This window comes from Endozoicomonas sp. ALC013, assembly GCF_049310205.1.
In the GTDB taxonomy this organism is placed as follows: Bacteria; Pseudomonadota; Gammaproteobacteria; order Pseudomonadales; family Endozoicomonadaceae; genus Endozoicomonas.
Genome location: NZ_JBLYNS010000005.1, coordinates 73,928 through 91,951, shown reverse-complemented (window position 1 = coordinate 91,951; position 18,024 = coordinate 73,928). Strand labels below are relative to the sequence as shown.

The following is an 18,024-nucleotide window of genomic DNA, read 5'->3' as shown; positions in this document are numbered from 1 at the left end:
CCTCTCTCCCTCAGTAGCTTCTTGCCTTGGGAGGAAATGCCTCCATGGTTGCCGGAGCAAAGTTAACAGCACGCTTACTTACTGATTGATTAATCGGTGAGTAAAGCGAGTGCGCCAGCCAGTTTTCATCATCCCGCTCCTGGTAATCATTACGGGCATGAGCACCACGGGACTCTGTTCTGACCTCGGCGGAAACAGCTGTTGCATAAGCCACCTGATACAGGTTTTCCAACTCAAGTGCTTCAACCCTGGCGGTGTTGAATGCCTGGCTCTTGTCCTCCAGATGAAGATTGGCCAGGCGCTCACCCAGCTCATCCAGCAGCTTGAGACCTTTCTGCATGCTCTCACCTTCACGGAACACACCAAAATAGAGCTGCATGGTGTTCTGCAAGTCAGCACGCACTTTGGCAACGCTTTCACCACTGCTTGATTTGTTCAGACGATCGAGTCGTGACAAGGCTGCTTCCACATCACTGTCTGAGGCGTCCACAGAGTCAAAGCCATCTTTCAGGTTTTTCTCAATCTGCAGGCCAGCAGCGCGACCAAAGACCACCAGATCCAGCAGAGAGTTACCACCCAGACGGTTGGCACCATGAACAGAAACACAGGCCGCCTCACCACAGGCATAAAGGCCTTCAATCACTTCATCATTACCGGCCCCATCCTGACGCAGAGCCTGACCGCCAACGTTGGTGGGAATCCCACCCATCATATAATGGCAGGTGGGCACCACAGGTACCGGCACTTTCACAGGATCGGCATGTGCAAAGGTTTTAGACAGTTCACAGATACCGGGCAGACGCAGGTTCAGAGTCTCTTCACCGAGATGATCCAGCTTCAGCAGAACGTGATCCTTATTGGGACCACAACCACGCCCTTCAAGAATCTCGATCACCATAGAACGGGCAACGACATCCCGGCCAGCAAGGTCTTTGGCGTTTGGCGCATAACGCTCCATAAAGCGTTCGCCCTCACTGTTAATCAGGTAACCACCTTCGCCACGGCAACCCTCTGTCACCAGTACGCCTGCACCATGAATGCCTGTAGGATGGAACTGCCACATCTCCATATCCTGCATCGGATATCCGGCACGCAAAGCCATACCGATACCGTCACCGGTATTGATCAGGGCATTGGTAGTGGAAGCGTAAATACGACCTGCACCACCGGTGGCCATGACTGTGGCTTTTGCTTTGATATAAACGGTTTCGCCACTTTCAATATCAATGGCGATAACACCGGCAACCTGACCTTTCTGATTCTTCACCAGATCAACGGCATACCACTCATTAAGGAAGGTTGTGCCGCCCTTCAGGTTAGCCTGATACAAGGTGTGCAACAGTGCGTGACCAGTACGGTCTGCCGCTGCACAGGTTCTGGCGGCCTGACCACCCTTACCAAAATCTTTGGACTGACCTCCGAACGGACGCTGGTAAATTCGTCCCTCTTCAGTCCGGGAGAATGGCAAGCCCATGTGCTCCAGCTCGAAAACCGCCTGCGGACCCACCGAACACATATACTCAATGGCGTCCTGGTCACCAATATAGTCGGAGCCTTTCACGGTATCGAACATATGCCAGCGCCAGTCATCTTTAGGATCGGCACTGGCAATAGCACAGGTGATACCGCCCTGGGCAGATACCGTGTGAGAACGGGTAGGAAATACTTTACTGACGCAGGCCGTTTTAATTCCGGCCTGGGTAAGCTGGAGCGCGGCACGCATGCCTGCTCCCCCACCACCTATAACGATGGCATCATAGGTCAGGGTACGAAGTGCTGACATCGGTTAAAGCCCCCAAAGAATTTGCACGCCCCAGATCACATAACTGAACAGGGCAATAAAGCACACAACCTGCAAAGGAAAACGGATAAGGACAGACTTACTACCAAAAGCGCGATCATTAAAATAGTCAGTGGTGATCGTCCACATACCGATCCAGGCATGAGCCAGGATAGAGATCAACGCCAGCAGGGTAAAAATCCGCATCCAGGTTTCATCAAAGAGCTCACCCCACTGCTCATACTGCAGATCCGGATTGATAACCAGATAGCCCAGCAGAAACACTGAATAGACACCAAGAACCACTGCCGTCAGCCTTTGCAGCATCCAGTCATAAAGCCCACTGCGGGACAAATTGGTGATATTGGTTACCATACCCAAACCCCCGCAAGGATAATCAGCACTGTTGAAAGAACCAGAGTCACAATTGATCCGAGACTTCCAGACTCCTTGCCATCACCCACATCCATATCCATCAACAGATGTTTCACTCCGGCAATCAAATGATAAATCAGGGCAGACAGAATGCCCCAGATTATGAATTTTGCCAGGGGAGCTGACAGCAAGGCCTTGAGAGCGTCAAATGACTCCTCGGAAGCAAGCGACAATTCCAGTCCATAAAGAATAAAACCCAAACCAATAAACAGGATAACACCCGATATGCGGTGCAATATCGAAGTGTATGCAGGCAGGGGTAATTTGATTGTTGTTATATCGAGATTGACAGGTCTTTTGCTATTCACTCTTTTGCCCCAACGCTCGGTAGCGTACACAGCAGAATCAGCAAGAACATCCAGGTTCTCTGGACCCTACGACAAGCAAGTGGAGAAACGCTAAATGCGAAATATACGATTTCCCCTCAATTTAAAGCCGGTGGACCGAAGAACCAACCCTAACGGCTTCGGGATCGGAGTATATACACTCTAACAGGTAATTACAATTGCTCACCTTGTTAGGCAATTACCCTTAAAAGACCAAGCCGTATTTCATAGATTTGTTACGGATTACATTCATAATCAGTTCGTTTGACAAAAAAATTTATGTCTCTATAGTGGTCAAACCGTAAAAGGGAGCTACTTACAACTAATTTGAATATTTTTTTTAAACAGACTCCCGGCTTTATTTGTGATTTTTTCCGGCTTCATTTTGTAAAAAGTATCCATCTAAAGTAACTATAACGAGACCAAACGGCATGACAGGAGGCCATAAATGGCTGACAAGAAAGCTCTACTCTCCATTGACGGCACGGACCAGACACTGGAGTTACCCATTTATTCAGGCTCTCTCGGGCCTGATGTTGTTGATGTCAGGGGGCTGACTTCCAACGGTCTGTTCACCTACGATCCGGGCTTCGTTTCCACTGCATCCTGTGAGTCGAAAATTACTTACATCGATGGCGACAAAGGTATCCTCCTGCATCGTGGCTATCCAATAGAGCAGCTGGCCGAGCAGTCTGATTATCTGGAAACCTGTTACCTGCTGCTTTATGGAGACCTCCCCAACCGCCAGGAAAAAGAAAAGTTCGAAAACACCATCATGCGTCACACCATGCTCCATGAACAGATGAGCGATCTGTTTTCCGGATTCCGTCGTGATGCTCACCCAATGGCGGTTATGTGTGGTGTTGTCGGAGCCCTGTCGGCGTTCTATCACGACTCACTGGACATCACCAATGAAGTGCATCGCGAAATCTGTGCCTATCGCCTGATTTCCAAAATGCCTACGCTTGCTGCCATGGCCTACAAATACTCCATTGGCCAGCCGTTTGTTTACCCACGCAATGACCTGAGCTACGGTGGCAACTTCCTCCACATGATGTTTGCCACACCCTGTGAAGAGTATGAAGTCAAGCCTGTTCTGGCCAAGGCAATGGATCGCATTTTCCTGCTCCATGCGGACCACGAGCAGAATGCCTCCACCTCCACCGTTCGTCTTGCAGGCTCTTCCGGAGCCAACCCATTTGCCTGTATCGCCGCCGGTATCGCTGCCCTCTGGGGCCCTGCTCATGGCGGTGCCAATGAAGCGGTGCTGGTGATGCTGAACGAGATTGGTGATGAAGCCAATATCGATGAGTACATTGCCAAAGCAAAAGACAAAGACGACCCATTCCGCCTGATGGGCTTTGGCCACCGTGTTTACAAGAACTTTGACCCTCGCGCCAAAGTCATGAAGCAAACCTGCGATGAAGTGCTGACGGAACTGGGCCTTGAAGATGATCCTCTGTTCCGGATTGCCAAGCGTCTGGAGAAAATCGCCCTGGAGGATGAGTACTTTATCAAGAAGAAGCTCTACCCCAATGTGGACTTCTACTCCGGGATTATTCTCAAGGCACTGGGTATTCCAACCGAAATGTTCACGGTAATCTTTGCTACCGGTCGAACTCCGGGCTGGATTGCCCACTGGCATGAGATGATCAGCGGTGATTACCGTATTGGGCGTCCTCGTCAGCTATACACCGGTGAGACAAAACGTGACTACATAGCTGTAACAGATCGCAGTTAATCCTCAGTTGCTTTTCTATCCCGGTATCTCTCGCAAAAGCGATACCGGGCTTAATACTCCCTTTCTGCCCATCGTCTAAACTCAGATAAATAATAACTCCTGCGGTTTAAAGCCAGCGCTTGAAACACTGAGTTCAATACACTCTTTCTATCTGGTCACAGCCAATTCTCCTGCTATATAAACGTGAGATCGTCTTCATGAAAGCGCCCACAGAACTGAAACTCATTACCGCAGAACAGTTTGGCATTGATATCGAAATGGCGTATGCGACCAGCAAGAATTTTACCGGACATCCGCTTTATAAAAGCCACGACTGTTATCTTCACCCACTGGCCGCGCAGGGAATCAAACGAGCTTCAGAGCTGTTACGTCCACTGAATTTGAAATTGAAAGTATGGGATGCTTTCAGGCCAATAACGGCTCAGGCAGAATTATTCCTGCTTTTTCCTGATCCTGATTACGTTTCCGACCCGGAGAGCGGCCTGTGCAGCCACTGCCGTGGGATAGCAATTGACCTGACTATTATTGACCATTTTGGTCATGAGCTTGAGATGGGAACCCCATTTGATGACTTCCGCCCCCTGGCACACCATGGCAATAAACAGATTTCTGCTGAGGCGCAGCGCAACCGTCTGCTTCTGGCAGGCGTCATGAATCTTGCTGGCTTTGACCCTTTAGATACTGAATGGTGGCACTATCAACTGCCGGAGGCTGCAAGCTACCCCATTATTAAACCGGAGCAGAAACCATCGACACTGACGTAACCGCTTCCTCACTTAGCCAGAAAATACGATTTCATTTGGTTAACGACTTATGGTTGCAAACCATGCCCCTGCAGTGCGTGCACAATCGTTTCCGCCCAGGGTCGCCGATTGGCTTTTTTTTCAATCATCCCGTTGACCAATGCCGTCAGCTCGGGAGCTGACCGATGCTGACAATGAGGTTCAGCAAGTGTTACCGGTAACTTCTCTCGGCAAAATTCCTGCCAGGTATGCATGGTTAACAAGTCTGCATCCATCATAATCTCAACAAATGAGATGCCAGCGGAGTAAATATCAGCACTGTAATTCTGTCGCTTGCACTCTCTCACTTCTGGCGCAGAATAGCGGGCAGAACCGGAGGCATCGCAGGGAAAGCGGTCCTCAACCACCCGGTGGGCATTACCAAAATCGGCGATCCGCAGACGGTTCGCAATCATATCAACCAGCAGATTGTCCGGTTTGATATCCCGGTGCAAAATGCGGTTCTGCTTCAGCACCGTCAGACCACGAGCCAGATCATACAGCCAGGAAACGATGGTCGGGACGCGTTCATCCGGCAGCACCTGAGTGATCGCCCGGGCCATATTGAGTCCGCCATCCTGGAGCACCAGCTCCGTGGTGTAGTCCTTCGTATCAATGATTCCGTTAAAGCCAATAAAACCGATAATAAAATCACTGCTCAGCGACCTGAGCAACAGAGCCTCATGATGATCGGCCTCATAAACCGCCTTAGCCTCTTCATCACTGGCATCAATACTGCGGCTTCGGATTATCCATGGCTTCTTTGCCGGGGCACGGGGTGAGTATCTGACCACAAGCGTCTCGCAGGCTGAAGATTCAGCATTACTATTACAGCTGATTTCACTGGCAGTAGCGTTGGACTTATCTGGATTTTCCCCCAAGGAGACCGGCCTGGGTAACTTTTCTTCAGCGCTGGCAGGCACCGACCAGGGGTCTTCTGGTTTCTCGCCGGGAGTCGTTGGCGCACTTCCAATCCCGGATGAGTTGTCATCTCTGAAGATGATATCGTTATCGTCGTCTTCATCTGCCCGGGAAAAAGAATCCAGACTACTGTTGAGGCCGGGAATCTCAACATCAGCAAAACCTTCATCACCGTTGACACTGTCAGCACTGTCCTCGTCCCCGCTGGAGGCGTCTTCATCTGCGCTAGACCAGCCCACAGAGAGATCCGTTCCGGATACGCTTCGTGCCCGTAAACCCGTTTCATGATGATGGAGCTCAGACTCAGGTAACGCCTTTTCAGCATTATCCACCACGCTCACAACTGACTGTCCTGGTAGTTTCTGATCCTGACCATCCACAGGCCGATCGCTCCCATTCCCGGATACTCCGTCCATAAAGCCACCTGCTGGTCTTGTATATCTTCAGTTTTTTCGACCAGCGCAGCTGATAATCGATACAAGTTTAATAACACGCGCCACAAGCCCGACCAAGCATCAAAGTTATCAGATGCCCATCACGGGAGTCAGAACGCACGATGGGTATCATCTGTCGTCTTCAAGGAGACAACGACCAGTTTCTTTCGGAAACTGCCGTTGTCCGAAAATGATTCGCGGGTAACAATTTCAGGAATAAGCCCCGATGCAGCCCTGTCGAATAAGGCATCCGAGTCGTAGGATATGTACAAATCCGGATACTTTTCGCGATGAAGCTTGAGGTAAAGATGGTAACTGGAATCAAAATCGTGCCAGTAGCAAGAACCCCTACCTTTGCGAAATGAATTGCAGATGCCAAGCCAGGAGTCCTTGATAGTACGATCTGGTAAATGGTGCTTGAGAGTCAAATGTTTGTAGAAACGCTCACACTTTCTCTGTTCCGCCACCTGACAGGAGCTGTTGTAGATCTCGGACAGGCTGATGTCTTCTATACCACCGGATCGGTTAAAACAGGTCACGCTGAGGGTTTTGTACTCCACTTTACTGACATCAACCTCGGCTTTAAGCGTTGTCAGAGTGTCTGAACCCCAACCGACAACCACAATGGCGTGCTCAAGCCACTGACTGTGGCAGTCGGATGAGGCCGGGTGACTGATGGTATCCTGGTCCATCTGGACAAAAACGATGACATGACGTCCCGCTCGAAAGGCATGGTCGAGCAGCGACACCATCTCAACCGGGTCTTTATATTCATGTAAACTGGTGGCCATTCCCATCCCGCAGGCCACTTTCTGGAACAGCTCGGGCGAGGTAATCTCACCAACGGCTGAACCGCAGGACTTGGCAATTTTACGCGCGCTTAATGCACTCGCATCACCATTTTTGTAGGGCAGTAGCTGGCCGCAGGCACATAAAACATGATGCACAACGGCCAGGGCATAAACCTTGCACTGTGGCCCCAATTGCAAATCAAAGTTCTGCTCGCAACGAGTCAGTGGCGTACACCTGGGAATTGACTGATGAAGACTTTCCATAAACATGCTGACCTGAATAAAGGGTTTTGCATACAAGACCGATTTGTTTACTGATAGTTCAGATGTTTGGTTTTCAGGTAGTGGCAAAATGATGTGGGGCAGAAGTTCTCGCCCTTCAACAGACTCAGCATGAACAGATCCCCATATCCCGCTAAAAATACAGGAAACCTGTGAAATAGTGACTATGCTTGCTATTTGCCCTGGTATGGAGACTCCAGTGACGACAATAAATAGTAATGGCAATCTGGTTCTACTTAGCGAAAAGCACCACCCCGTTACACTTGATATTACCTATGCCAGTAGCAACAACTTTACCGGCAAGCCCATTTACCAAAGCAGCCAATGCTTTCTGCATATTGACGCACTGACTTGCCTGCTGAAAGCGACCGAGCTGCTCAGACCACTGAATCTCCGGCTCAAAATCTGGGATGCCTTTCGTCCATTGTCGGCACAGCACATCCTGTTTCACCACATGCCGAACCCTGACTATGTTGGCAACCCGGAATCCGATCCCTGCCCACATTGCAGAGGCGTTGCGGTAGATCTCACCATCACCGACCGTTTTGGCAGAGAGCTTGACATGGGCAGCCAATTTGATGACTTTCGTCCGCTGGCCCATCATGGCAACGCTCTGGTTTCAGAAGAAGCACAGCGCAACCGACTTATGCTGGCAGGCGTGATGAATATTGCCGGTTTTAAGCCCTTGGCAACCGTGTGGTGGCACTACCAGCTACCCAACGTGGAGAGTTATCCCTTAATCCCTGAAGCTGAGACACCTGAAGGGATAATATGACTCCCTGCTTTTTCAGCACAGAATAAAGCACACGTGGCTCTGTGATTTGCTATAAATCATACCTGATTTGCCATGATGACCTTTAAGCGAACCCTGGTAATTACCCAATTAAAAATCCGGGAATGAATGCCTTCATTCGAGACAGTGCAATGTCTCATAGCTTAGTCATCGACAACGATGGTAAAGAGCAGGTTCTAACGCTCCTGAAAGACCTATGATGAGCACAATATGTATCACTGGCTACAGCTAAATGAGCTCAACATCCTGCGCTATTCTGTTGTGCTGGAGCTTTTTTTTGGAGTGACAGGTATTCTCGTAGCCTTCTACAGCCGCTCAAACGCTGTACTGCTGGACGGTTGTTATTCCCTGCTTTGCACCTTGACGATGATGGCAAACGTCAGGATATCCCAGATCGTCAAGCTGCCGCCATCCCCTGAAAGCCCTTATGGTTACCCGACCCTTGAGCCATTAATGCTTTTTTTTGAAGGCATTATTTTACTGGGACTTTGCCTTGCCTTACTGTCTTTTTCTATCTGCAAACTCATCACCGGTGGGTATATACCGGAGTTTGACCTTGCCCTGGCTTACGAGATTTTTTCAACGATCATCGGGGGAGCTACAGCCACACTTTTTTTTCTGCTTCATCGCTCTAAACCCTCCCCGCTGATCTATTTTGAATGCCAGGAGTGGCTGGTTGACTCTGCCGTCAGTGCAGCGGCCACGGCAGCGTTTGCCATAGCTTACCGGTTAGGAAATAGTCACCCGATTACCCCTTTTATTGACTCCATACTCACCATAGGGCTACTGCTGTTTCTGGTCGGGCTCCCCCTCAAGACACTGCACAAAAACTTTAAACAATTGCTGTTAAAAGATGTGGTAACACCAGAGCTGTTAGAATCGACAAAAAAAGTCATAGCAGAACAATGGGACGGCCAGCAAATCAATATCAGCATGATCTGGCTCGGCAGATGGTTATGGGTCAATGTAGAGATAACCATCCATAACGATACTTTGCCAAATAAAGAGGAGTTTGAGAGTATCAGGGCTAAAGCAGAACACGCTATCAGCTCAATATGTCAATATTATCGTCTTCAGTTCAGCTTCAGTTTTCAGAACAGCACTTAATACCTGTGGGCAATTGGGTCAGTAATCACAACCGTATCACCACGAAGCATAAAGTTACCGCCATGAAGGTCCATTGAGCCCACCGTTGACAGTTGGGTCAATATATCAAAGAGTGTTTGCAGAAAGTCTTCATGGGATTCAATGATACCGTCATCAACCACATCGGAGATATTGTTGCCTGCTCGTTGCACCAAATCAGAACTGGATACTTTTATCTTCTCAACAAACACTTCCAGTGTTTTGATTTCCTCAGGAAACTCACTGTTATCCACACCAAAAGACTGCATGACCGCCTTACAGGAACCCCATAAAAGGCCAAAGTCATAGTCATGAAAGTGCCGGGGTTCAGTTGCCCGCGACCCATCATCCATAAAGTCTGACAGTCGCTCCACCACGTAAACCCGAACCACCATCCCGCAGGGTAAGGTAATGACATCTTCACGATGAATAACAGGCAGGTGTGGGTTGCTCTGGTTTTCCGGTGTCATGCACCATCGGGCAAAAAGGTAATAGCCATCTTTTTTGTCAGGGCACACCTTGACCACCTTATCCGGTTCATCGGGCAGGTTATAAACCGTGGCATAAACACCCTCTGCCACAGGATCAAGCTCTGAACAGCGGTCCAAATATTGTGCAATATCCTGCTTGTCTCTGATTTCATTCTGTTCGACAAGTACTTTTATATCCTGGATTGTTTCCGAGTAAATTTTCATTTTTATAGTTTTTCCATGCCCATTCAGGCACAAGAATATCCGTATTTTTATTTGTTTCTAGCCCGTACCATTTATTCTATCACTGTCTGACAAGTCATAAACCAACAGATACTTAGAAAATGCAATAGGTGTTAATTATTGCCGGGAAACACCGACAGCTCTTAGAATTGAGCATGGTCGGGCTTGTAACTTTTCTAGAGAGTTCTGGGTTTTGGTAATTTGGGGCCATCGGAAGGAGGCGCAAACGGTTGCGTATTCCCCGGATTCACCCAGTGATCCGGCACCTGAATCTCAGAACTGAAGCCGGGGGCGTCAGGGTTACGGGAAGGTCCAATTATTCCTCCAGATTCTGGTGTATAAACGGCACTGGGAGAATTGGTCAGCCAAGCAGGGTTGTTAATTTCACGGATTACGCGATCTGGTGGAATAAACGCCATAGGGCCGGTTGGTAAATGAGTACCAATGTAACTACGTCCCTCATTAATGATTTTCAATTCCCCTTGATGTACCGATGATGGGTGTTGCTCGGCGATGGTAATACCTCTGCCGCGAAAATTTCGGGGAATACCATCTTGGGCTCTATCGGGGAATCCGGGGTCTGCTCCTCTTGCCGCGCCATCAGGTCGGCCCGGTCCCGGTGGACGTGGCGATGCACTCCCAATGTATAGTGATGCTGAGTTATTTAAAGGGTTACTCATAATTATAAACCTCTTGAGTCCTCTCAATAGCGCAATCCTATTGCGGATTATCCCTATTGCTATGAGACTAACCAAAGTTCTTTTAGTTCCTTGCCCTGTTACTTGTTTTGTTGTTGTACCTATGTCCGGAATTCAAAGGCTAATGTCAACCTCTCTTGATTAATCCTCTGATTTCAGGAATACAGGACCCACAGTTGGTTCCCGCCTGCAAATGACTGCCCACTTGCACAGGGTCGGTCAACCCATGTTCAGCAATGGCCCGGCAGATGGTCTTCTCACCAACCCCAAAGCAGGCACAAACCTGCCTGCCGGCGTCTTCTCCCCGGGGAGGCTGGCCGGACAGAACCCACCAGGCTTCCTCAATTGAGGCCGTCTGACAAAACCAGGACTGTAACCACTGCCGATCACAGGAAGATATCGCCTGACTTGATACCCAAATAGCCTGAAGCTGTGCATCACTAAACCAGGCCACCCGACGCTCACCAGCGGTATTGTCGGTAAACTCAACCTTTTGATAGCTCTTGAGCCTTGAGAACAGTGATAACTGATCCAGGTTGCTACCCGCCATTTCATAGCGATAGCCATTTTCAATACGGACCTCAGTCATATAATCCATGTCGCCAAAAGCTACTCTCTCCCGAGTAATAAGTACGCCATACCGCTCAGTGTGGTAAGGTTCAACAGCCACCGGCGTATACTTCAGGTCCGGCTGTTTGGACACAGGATCAAGCACCGGATTCACCAGCACCCCGGAAAAGCCCGTCTCACTGTGCTGGCGTGTCCAGTGCATGGGCATAAACACTTCACCAGGCCGTTGAGCTTCAGAAACCTGCACTCGCACCGCCGCTTTGCCAAATTCCGATGAAATCTGACACAACGCCTGATCACGCAACTGGTAACTTTCAGCATCTTTCGGATGTATGGCCAGAAACGGCTCATCGGTATGTTGATTCAACCGGGCTGAAAGCCCGGTTCGGGTCATTGTGTGCCAGTGATCACGCACCCGCCCGGTATTCAGCAACAGTGGATAAGACTTTCCGGGAGCATTCAGAGGGCGCAGAACATCAGTGGCAATAAAATTGGCCCGGCCATTCCCGGTGAAGAAGCCGCCATCCTTAAAAAATCGTGCCTTGCTTGCTGTTGTTGATATTACCGGCTGTGTGTCAGACAGCGCCCCGGAACCATCACCCTGAACCGCTGATAATGGCCATTGAAACGGTTCCAAAGCGTCATATTCTGAGTCAGTGATATCGGCCAGGGGAGCAATGGTAAAATCCCGGACTTTTCCTTCCCGGTTATTTTCATAGCCTGACAGTGCCGCATGCTCACGGAAAATATCAGCACTGCCGGAATAGTTAAACGCCTCGGCAAACCCCAGACGGCCTGCCACTTCACTGATCATCCACCAGTCCGGCCTGGCTTCTCCGGCCGTGGGAAATAACGCACGCTGTCTGGAAATTCGCCGCTCAGAGTTGGTCACCGTGCCATCCTTTTCACTCCAGGGCGCTGCTGGCAATAAAATATCGGCAAATGCAGCCGTATCCGTGTGCTCAATGCAGTCTGAAACGACCACTGTCGGACACTTTGTCAGAGCCTTTATCACCCGGTTACTCTCCGGCAAACTGACAACCGGGTTAGTCCCCATGATCCAGACAAAACGTATTTCACCCCGATCCATTGACTTGAACAGGTCAACCGCCGTCTTGCCCGGAGACTGCGCCATATTGGCTGCCTGCCAGAAACGCCCGACCCTGGCGATATCATCAGGCGTAAACTCCATGTGCGCAGCCAGCTGATTGGCCAGCCCACCCACTTCCCTGCCACCCATGGCATTGGGCTGCCCGGTGAGTGACAATGGACCACTGCCGGGACGACCGATACGACCGGTAGCCAGATGACAGTTGATCATGGCATTCACTTTATCCGTCCCGGCTGCTGACTGGTTCACCCCTTGCGACCAGGCCGTCACGGTTTTATCGGTGGTACAAAACCAGTGATAAAACTGGATAAGTTCGTTTTGCTCTACACCACAGGCATCCGCCAGCTGTTGTATATCACCAACACTGGCCCTGGCCACTTCCAGCGCCTGATCGAAGCCCTGACAGTGTTGATCAATATAGTCCTGATCCAAAGCACCCTGATCGGCAAGCCAGGCAAGCAGACCATTAAACAGCAATACATCCGCCCCCGGTTTTATCGCCAGATGCAGATCAGCAAGATCACAGGTTTCTGTGCGTCTCGGGTCAATCACCACCACTTTCATGTCCGGCCGCTGCTCTTTCATCGCCCGGATACGCTGAAATAACACCGGGTGACACCAGGCCGTATTGGAGCCCACCAGCACCAGCAGATTAGCCAGCTCCAGATCCTGATAAGTATTCGGTACGGTATCCGAACCAAATGCACGCTTCTGGCCAGCCACGGTGGAAGCCATGCAGAGCCGTGAGTTGGTATCCATATTGGCACTGCCGATAAACCCTTTCATCAGTTTATTGGCGACATAGTAGTCTTCTGTCAGCAGCTGACCCGACCCATAAATGGCCACAGAGTCCGGCCCATACTGTTCAATGGTTTCCTGTAGCCGTGAGGCCACTTGATCCAGGGCTTCAGACCAGACTACCTGACGACCATGAACTTTTGGGTAAAGAAGACGCCCGTCCAGTGATACCGTTTCCCCCAGAGCGCTGCCCTTGGAACAGAGCCGACCATAATTGGCTGGATGATCTTCCCGCCCGGTAATCTCCACCAGGTGCAGCTCAGGATCAACCACCCTGGCGGAAATACCGCAACCCACACCACAGTAGGCACATGTTGTATTGATAGCCTTTGCCAATTGATTTACTGCCATGATGTTTGCCTGAATCAGAACCGTCATGCAGCCAGAAAACGCTGCCCGAAAATAAGTTGTTGCCGGATGGATGAGATATCAGTGCCTGACTCCATCAACTCCTGGTACCAAAGGCCATCAGTTACATCACCATACAGGAGCACACCTTTGATGCGATTATTCTGAAGTACCAGTTTGCGATAGATTCCAGCGTCTGAAGCATCCAGTGTCATCACTTGATCCGAGTCAGACGGAATGAACTCACCACTGGAAAACAGGTTGATACCATCAACTTTCAAATTGGTGGGAATGGGGACTGGCGTAAACGTTTGATCATGGTCCCCCAGCAGCGATGCAGCAACAATTTCCGCATGCCGATACACCGGAGCAACCAGACCAAACAACAATGACTGCGCTTCCTGCCCGCCAGTCAGTTGCATCTGCGCACATTCACCCACAGTAAAGATATCCGGATCAGACGTCTGTAGCCGCTCATTGACCAGAACCCCACGGTCGCATGTCAGGCCTGCCTCCTGCATCAGTTGTATGTTAGGCCGGACACCGGCAGTCACCACCACCAGCGATGCAGGCAGATATTCCCCATCAATCTGCACACCACAAACCCGACCATCAACGCCCTGGTAGGATTGCAGCGTAGCACTGCTGCGAAAAGCAATGCCTCTGCCCTCAAGTTCTTTGCGCAATAGCCCACCGGCATGTTGATCCAGCTGTCGGGCCATGGGAATGGGCATATTATCGACGATGGTCACCGACATGCCCCGTTTGGCCAGACCACTGCCACACTCCAGCCCCAGCAAACCACCGCCAATCACCACGGCCTGCCCCTGACCCGCTTCCAGCATCAGGTTGACATCGGCCAGACTGCGAAAGGCCAGAACGCCCTGAAGATCAGCTCCCGGCACCGGAATCTGATTGGGCAAAGAGCCAGTGGCAAGAACAAGACGGTCATAGTCAAACGTATCACCACCGTGGGTGACGACCCGTTTTAATGAGCGATCAATCCGGATCGCTTTGTAGCTCTCGCCCATCAGTAGCTCGATACCCTGCTGCTGATACCAGGCGGCACTTTTCAGCTGAATCCCATCCAGATCGACACTGCCCGCCAACAATTTGGACAGCTGAATCCGGTTATACCCCGGGCAGCCCTCTTCCGAGAGTACGGTCACATGAAAAGGGCACTGACCACCGTTAAATAGATGTTCAAGAAAGCGGACCGAGCCCATACCATTGCCAATAATCACCAGTTTTTGCCGACCATCCGGCTGTTGATAATGGCACATCAGGCAACCTGCTCAGCAACTGGTCTTACCAGCGGTGCAGGCTGCACCTGTATGGCACCTTCATGGACTCGCACCGGGAATACATTGAGGCTGACCGTATCATCTTCCAGACATTGTCCGGTGGTTAAATCAAAGTGCTGTTTGTAAATAGGCGACGCCACAACAAGATGCCCCTGCAGATCCCCCACAATGCCCCGGGAGATCACATTGACACCACTGAATGGATCAAAGTTATCCAGGGCAAACACCTGATCCTTTACCCGGAATACCGCCACCTGATAAGCACCCACCAGGGCGCAGATGCCCAGGTTTGCAGAAAGTTGTTCATCCTGGCAGATTGTCGTCCACTGGCTCATTAGATAACCTCCTTCAGCTGTATTTTTTCCTGCTTTGTTGCTGGTCGTATCTGATGCCTTTCATCGACAAAAACAACATGGCTGTCCGGCTGGTCACTGTTAATAAAATGGCTGAAACGCTTGAGTTTTTCAGGACTCTCCAGTGTCGTTTTCCACTCACACTGATAGGTGCCCACCAGATGGGTCATTTCATCTTCCAGCGCCTGATTAATGCCAAGGCTGTCGTCTATAATCACTGACTTGAGATAATCCAGACCACCTTCCAGATTATCCAGCCAGACCGAGGTTCTCTGGAGCCGGTCAGCGGTGCGAATATAAAACATCATGAAACGGTCAATATATTTCACCAGGGTTTCATCATCGAGTTCGGTGGCAAACAAGTCAGCATGCCTGGGTTTCATACCGCCATTACCACCAACATAAAGATTCCAGCCTTTCTCGGTGGCAATAACGCCAACATCCTTACTCTGGGCTTCAGCGCATTCCCGGGTGCATCCCGAAACAGCCATTTTGATTTTATGGGGTGAACGCACCCCGCGATAACGGTGCTCAATGGCAATGGCCATACTGGTACTGTCCAGAACACCATAACGACACCAGGTACTGCCGACACAGGATTTAACTGTTCTCAGGGATTTTCCATAGGCATGTCCGGTTTCAAACCCGGCGTCCACCAACCGCTGCCAGATAGCGGGCAACTCATTCACCCGGGCACCAAACAGATCAATTCTCTGCCCGCCGGTGATTTTGGTGTAAAGGTTAAAGTCTCTGGCCACCTCGCCAATAACAATCAGCTTCTGAGGGGTAATTTCACCACCGGGAACCCGTGGAACAATGGAGTAAGTGCCGTCTTTCTGGATATTCCCCAGAAAATAATCGTTGGTGTCCTGCAGCGGGGCATGGTCACTCTTCAGAATGTAATCGTTCCAGCAGGAAGCCAGAATAGAACCAATGGTTGGTTTGCAGATATCACAGCCCATCCCGCGACCATGCTTTTCGATCACCTGAGAGAACGTTGTCAACTCACCCACCCTGACCAGGTGATACAACTCCTGTCGTGAATGGGGAAAGTGTTCACAGATGTCTTTTTTGACTTCGACTCCCAGTTGCGTCAGTTCATGGTCAAGCACCTGTTTTACCAGCTGGGCACAACCACCGCAGCCGGTTCCAGCATTGGTTGCCCCTTTGAGTGCAGCAATGTCCTGGCAACCTGCGGCCACTGCATCGACCAGATCCCCCTTACTGACATTAAAGCAAGAACAGATCTGGGCAGTCTCCGGCAGTGCCGCAACACCCAGTCCGGCACTGGCACTGCCATCGCTTTGAGGTAAAATCAACTCAGCCGGATTGGCCGGTGGCACAATGCCATTCAACATCATTTGCAGTAACGTGCCATAGTCGTCTGCATCACCCACCAGCACCGCGCCCAATACCCGCTTTTTGGTTTTGGAAACCACCAGTTTTTTATAAACCTGTTTTTCCTCATCGATAAACTGATAGCTGAGGGAGCCTTTCGTATTGCCATGGGCATCACCAATACTGGCAACATCCACCCCCATCAATTTGAGCTTGGTACTCATATCTGCGCCGGTAAACTGGCTGCTGTCTTTACCGGTTATATGATCAACCGCCACCTGGGCCATTTGGTAACCGGGAGCGACCAGGCCAAATATCCGGTTATCCCACAATGCACACTCACCGATGGCGTAAATCGATTCATCCGAGGTCAGACAGTCGTTATTGATAACGATCCCCCCTCGTTCACCCCTCACCAGCCCGGCCTGTTTTGCCAGTTCATCCCGAGGGCGAATACCCGCCGAGAACAGCACAATATCGGTGTTTAAAACCTCACCATCAGCAAACTGCATTTGATGGACAGTCCCCTCACCATCGGTAATCAGCCGTGTATTCTTGCCGGTATGGATTTGCACACCCAACGCTTCAATTTTCTGTCGCAGCATGGCACCGCCGCCATCATCCACCTGGACCGCCATCAAGCGGGGCGCAAACTCAACAACATGGGTTTCAAGGCCAAGATCCTTTAACGCTTTGGCGGCTTCCAGCCCCAACAGCCCGCCACCAACCACGGTGCCAACCTTGCTGCTGCCAGCCGCTTTGGCAATGGCCTGCAAATCCTCAATGGTGCGATAGACAAAACAGTTGTCCCGCTCATGTCCCGGTACCGGCGGCACAAAAGGATAAGAACCGGTAGCCAGCACCAGTTTGTGGTAATGAATACGTCTCTCTTTATTGGTGGTTAATTCCCGGGTATCACGGTTAATGGCAATAACTGCTTCATCCAGAATCAAGTCAATGCCGTGTTTCTGATAAAAACCGTCAGGCACCATGGACAGATCTTCTGCACTGCGACCACTGAAAAATTCGGACAGATGAACACGGTCGTATGCAGGGCGGGGCTCTTCACCAAAAACAACCACCTGGTATTGCTCTAATCCACCAGCAGCCACCAGTTTTTCCATAAAGCTGTGACCGACCATGCCATTACCGACCACTACCAGGGTTTGTTTCCCGCTCATTTCGGCTAATTCCCCTTTTAATAAACCAAATTCTTCCTCCCCACATGCAGGGGATATGCCAAAACACGCAAAGCGCTGTCACAACAGGATTTGCCGGAGCGGCAGCTTGTTGCCGGTGGCAAAATGCCTTCAGGTTTCCGGCCATCGATAATCCATGCACCAAAATAAGACCAAAAATGTAAGTGAACGACATTCAGGGA

Annotated in this window: 15 protein-coding genes; 4 read left to right on the top strand and 11 right to left on the bottom strand. The window is 50.4% G+C overall.

The features are described from left to right. Window positions 1-10: 10 nt before the first annotated feature. Genes sdhA through sdhC form a run of 3 tightly spaced genes read right to left on the bottom strand, consistent with a single transcriptional unit; the run spans window position 11 to window position 2,523 of the window. A complete protein-coding gene (sdhA, locus tag ACO6V1_RS02395) occupies window positions 11-1,783 on the bottom strand; it encodes a succinate dehydrogenase flavoprotein subunit (protein ID WP_422465645.1) in 1,773 nt (590 codons plus the stop codon). A gap of 3 nt (window positions 1,784-1,786) precedes the next feature. Further along, entirely contained in the window at window positions 1,787-2,155 is a 369-nt protein-coding gene (sdhD, locus tag ACO6V1_RS02390; protein WP_422465643.1) for a succinate dehydrogenase, hydrophobic membrane anchor protein, read from the bottom strand. Next, window positions 2,149-2,523, bottom strand: coding sequence for a succinate dehydrogenase, cytochrome b556 subunit (sdhC, locus tag ACO6V1_RS02385; RefSeq protein WP_422460728.1), 375 nt, complete (start codon window positions 2,521-2,523; stop codon window positions 2,149-2,151). The genes sdhD and sdhC overlap by 7 nt, the downstream gene beginning before the upstream one ends. Window positions 2,524-2,989: 466 nt before the next feature. Between sdhC and gltA the strand changes: the two genes are divergently transcribed. Together gltA and ddpX (ACO6V1_RS02375) are read left to right on the top strand one after the other, a co-directional pair. Beyond that, a complete protein-coding gene (gene gltA / locus ACO6V1_RS02380) occupies window positions 2,990-4,282 on the top strand; it encodes a citrate synthase (protein WP_269674837.1) in 1,293 nt (430 codons plus the stop codon). Window positions 4,283-4,479: 197 nt separating this feature from the next. Continuing rightward, the gene (ddpX, locus tag ACO6V1_RS02375; protein WP_422465641.1) at window positions 4,480-5,046 is read left to right on the top strand and encodes a D-alanyl-D-alanine dipeptidase; all 567 of its coding nucleotides are present in this window, start codon (window positions 4,480-4,482) and stop codon (window positions 5,044-5,046) included. Between the two features lie 47 nt (window positions 5,047-5,093). On the opposite strand, the gene ACO6V1_RS02370 is transcribed toward ddpX (ACO6V1_RS02375), so the two are convergent. Continuing rightward, window positions 5,094-6,401, bottom strand: coding sequence for a protein kinase domain-containing protein (locus ACO6V1_RS02370; protein ID WP_422465639.1), 1,308 nt, complete (start codon window positions 6,399-6,401; stop codon window positions 5,094-5,096). Window positions 6,402-6,529: 128 nt separating this feature from the next. Continuing rightward, window positions 6,530-7,474: a hypothetical protein gene (locus ACO6V1_RS02365; RefSeq protein WP_422445984.1), complete on the bottom strand. Its 945-nt coding sequence runs from the start codon at window positions 7,472-7,474 to the stop codon at window positions 6,530-6,532. 217 nt (window positions 7,475-7,691) lie between these two features. Between ACO6V1_RS02365 and ddpX (ACO6V1_RS02360) the strand changes: the two genes are divergently transcribed. Both ddpX (ACO6V1_RS02360) and ACO6V1_RS02355 read left to right on the top strand, forming a co-directional pair. Then, window positions 7,692-8,267, top strand: a complete 576-nt coding sequence (gene ddpX / locus ACO6V1_RS02360) for a D-alanyl-D-alanine dipeptidase (protein ID WP_422445986.1) — start codon at window positions 7,692-7,694, stop codon at window positions 8,265-8,267. Window positions 8,268-8,495: 228 nt separating this feature from the next. Then, on the top strand, window positions 8,496-9,392 hold the full coding sequence (locus ACO6V1_RS02355; RefSeq protein WP_422465637.1) for a cation transporter: 897 nt from the start codon (window positions 8,496-8,498) through the stop codon (window positions 9,390-9,392). Here the strand turns inward: ACO6V1_RS02355 and ACO6V1_RS02350 are convergent. From ACO6V1_RS02350 to nirB, 6 genes are all read right to left on the bottom strand, one after another. Beyond that, on the bottom strand, window positions 9,389-10,105 hold the full coding sequence (locus ACO6V1_RS02350; protein WP_422465635.1) for a hypothetical protein: 717 nt from the start codon (window positions 10,103-10,105) through the stop codon (window positions 9,389-9,391). The two genes, ACO6V1_RS02355 and ACO6V1_RS02350, sit on opposite strands and share 4 nt — an antisense overlap. A gap of 194 nt (window positions 10,106-10,299) precedes the next feature. Beyond that, window positions 10,300-10,803, bottom strand: coding sequence for a hypothetical protein (locus ACO6V1_RS02345; protein WP_422445992.1), 504 nt, complete (start codon window positions 10,801-10,803; stop codon window positions 10,300-10,302). A gap of 145 nt (window positions 10,804-10,948) precedes the next feature. Continuing rightward, entirely contained in the window at window positions 10,949-13,651 is a 2,703-nt protein-coding gene (locus ACO6V1_RS02340; protein ID WP_422460726.1) for a molybdopterin-dependent oxidoreductase, read from the bottom strand. A gap of 23 nt (window positions 13,652-13,674) precedes the next feature. Beyond that, on the bottom strand, window positions 13,675-14,931 hold the full coding sequence (locus tag ACO6V1_RS02335; protein WP_422460724.1) for an NAD(P)/FAD-dependent oxidoreductase: 1,257 nt from the start codon (window positions 14,929-14,931) through the stop codon (window positions 13,675-13,677). Next, window positions 14,931-15,287 carry a nitrite reductase small subunit NirD gene (gene nirD / locus ACO6V1_RS02330; RefSeq protein ID WP_422445998.1) on the bottom strand — a complete coding sequence of 119 codons (357 nt, stop codon included), beginning with the start codon at window positions 15,285-15,287 and terminating at the stop codon, window positions 14,931-14,933. Before nirD ends, ACO6V1_RS02335 begins: the two co-directional genes overlap by 1 nt. Then, window positions 15,287-17,824 carry a nitrite reductase large subunit NirB gene (gene nirB, locus ACO6V1_RS02325; RefSeq protein WP_422446000.1) on the bottom strand — a complete coding sequence of 846 codons (2,538 nt, stop codon included), beginning with the start codon at window positions 17,822-17,824 and terminating at the stop codon, window positions 15,287-15,289. Before nirB ends, nirD begins: the two co-directional genes overlap by 1 nt. Between the last annotated feature and the right edge of the window lie 200 nt (window positions 17,825-18,024).

What these genes read in the sequence shown, in the direction of transcription:
- ACO6V1_RS02340 (WP_422460726.1), bottom strand. Translation starts at nt 13,651, where the DNA reads ATGGCAGTAAATCAATTGGCAAAGGCTATCAATACAACATGTGCCTAC.
- ACO6V1_RS02350 (WP_422465635.1), bottom strand. Translation starts at nt 10,105, where the DNA reads ATGAAAATTTACTCGGAAACAATCCAGGATATAAAAGTACTTGTCGAA.
- nirB (WP_422446000.1), bottom strand. Translation starts at nt 17,824, where the DNA reads ATGAGCGGGAAACAAACCCTGGTAGTGGTCGGTAATGGCATGGTCGGT.
- sdhD (WP_422465643.1), bottom strand. Translation starts at nt 2,155, where the DNA reads ATGGTAACCAATATCACCAATTTGTCCCGCAGTGGGCTTTATGACTGG.
- gltA (WP_269674837.1), top strand. Translation starts at nt 2,990, where the DNA reads ATGGCTGACAAGAAAGCTCTACTCTCCATTGACGGCACGGACCAGACA.
- ACO6V1_RS02335 (WP_422460724.1), bottom strand. Translation starts at nt 14,931, where the DNA reads ATGTGCCATTATCAACAGCCGGATGGTCGGCAAAAACTGGTGATTATT.
- ACO6V1_RS02345 (WP_422445992.1), bottom strand. Translation starts at nt 10,803, where the DNA reads ATGAGTAACCCTTTAAATAACTCAGCATCACTATACATTGGGAGTGCA.
- sdhA (WP_422465645.1), bottom strand. Translation starts at nt 1,783, where the DNA reads ATGTCAGCACTTCGTACCCTGACCTATGATGCCATCGTTATAGGTGGT.
- ACO6V1_RS02365 (WP_422445984.1), bottom strand. Translation starts at nt 7,474, where the DNA reads ATGGAAAGTCTTCATCAGTCAATTCCCAGGTGTACGCCACTGACTCGT.
- ACO6V1_RS02370 (WP_422465639.1), bottom strand. Translation starts at nt 6,401, where the DNA reads ATGGACGGAGTATCCGGGAATGGGAGCGATCGGCCTGTGGATGGTCAG.
- ddpX (WP_422465641.1), top strand. Translation starts at nt 4,480, where the DNA reads ATGAAAGCGCCCACAGAACTGAAACTCATTACCGCAGAACAGTTTGGC.
- nirD (WP_422445998.1), bottom strand. Translation starts at nt 15,287, where the DNA reads ATGAGCCAGTGGACGACAATCTGCCAGGATGAACAACTTTCTGCAAAC.
- ACO6V1_RS02355 (WP_422465637.1), top strand. Translation starts at nt 8,496, where the DNA reads ATGTATCACTGGCTACAGCTAAATGAGCTCAACATCCTGCGCTATTCT.